We start from the raw sequence: 1,200 nt of genomic DNA, 5'->3' as shown, positions 1-1,200 counted from the left end.
TGACCTTGCCCCCTGTTTGCCCCCGTTCATAACCAGAGTCCGTTCTGGTTCTGGTCCTGTTTGGACCGGGTTGCAAACGCGTTCGGGGTGAGCCCACCGAGGCTCGTGTGAGGGCGGCAGGTGTTATAGTCGACCCGCCACGCCTCGATGATGGTCCGGGCCGCCGGCAGGCTCCGGAACAGATGCTCGTTCAGGCACTCGTCGCGCAAGCGTCCGTTCAAGCTTTCAACGAAGCCATTCTGCTGTGGCTTGCCGGGGGCGATGTAGTGCCACTCGACCGCACGCTCCTCCTGCCAGCCCAGGATCGCGTGCGAGGTCAACTCGGTGCCGTTGTCCGAGACGATCATCAGCGGCTTGCCCCGGCCGGCGATGATCCGGTCGAGTTCACGTGCGACGCGCTGGCCGGACAGCGACGTGTCGACCACCAGCGCCAGGCACTCTCGCGTGCAGTCATCGACCACGACGAGGATGCGGAAACGCCGCCCGTCATCGAGCGTGTCGGAGACGAAGTCGAGGCTCCAGCGCTGGTTCGGCTCCTGCGGCACGGCGGCCGGAGCCCGCGTGCCAAGGACACGTTTGCGCCCACCCCGCCTGCGCACCGACAGCCGCTCTTCCCGATAGAGGCGGAATAGCTTCTTGTGGTTCAGCGTGAGGCCCTCCCGCCGCAGCAGGATCAGCAGACGTCGGTAGCCGAACCGGCGGCGCTCGCCGGCCAGGCTGCGCAGGCGTACCCGCACGGCCGCATCGTCACCGCGGGTCGAGGCGTAGCGGTACGTCTTCGGCTCCAGGCCGATCAGCCCGCAGGCGCGACGCTGCGAATAGCCCTTCTCCTCGATGGCCCAGCTCACGGCTGTTCTCCGTGCGCCGGGCGTCAGAAGTTTTTTCCCAGCGCCTCACGCAGCGTCGCCACGTCGAGCATCGCTTCGGCCAGGAGCTTCTTGAGCTTACGGTTCTCCTCGTCGAGCGCTTTCAGGCGGCGCGCGTCCGAGACCTCCATGCCGCCGTAGCGCGAGCGCCACGTGTAGAACGTCGCGTCGCTGATGCCGTGGCGGCGGCAGATCTCAGCCACCGGAAGCCCGGCCTGCTGCTCCTTGAGGACGCCGATAATCTGCTCTTCGCTGAACCGGCTTTTCTTCATCGTCCGTCTCCTGATCGACGGACCCTAGCTGCAGAACGAGGGCAGGCCAGGGGGCAAGGTCA

Annotated in this window: 1 protein-coding gene; it reads right to left on the bottom strand. The window is 66.5% G+C overall.

From position 1 onward, the window contains the following. Positions 1 to 26: 26 nt before the first annotated feature. A protein-coding gene (locus MFF26_RS26335; RefSeq protein WP_238308966.1) for an IS3 family transposase occupies positions 27 to 1,138 on the bottom strand; the annotation gives its coding sequence in 2 pieces (ribosomal slippage) (positions 27 to 889 and positions 889 to 1,138; 1,113 coding nt in all). Positions 1,139 to 1,200: the final 62 nt, after the last annotated feature.

Origin of the sequence: Methylorubrum suomiense, assembly GCF_022179765.1 — a bacterium.
Taxonomy (GTDB): Bacteria; Pseudomonadota; Alphaproteobacteria; order Rhizobiales; family Beijerinckiaceae; genus Methylobacterium; species Methylobacterium suomiense.
The sequence above is the reverse complement of the archived record's forward strand: the minus strand, read 5'-3'. Positions and strand labels throughout refer to the sequence as shown.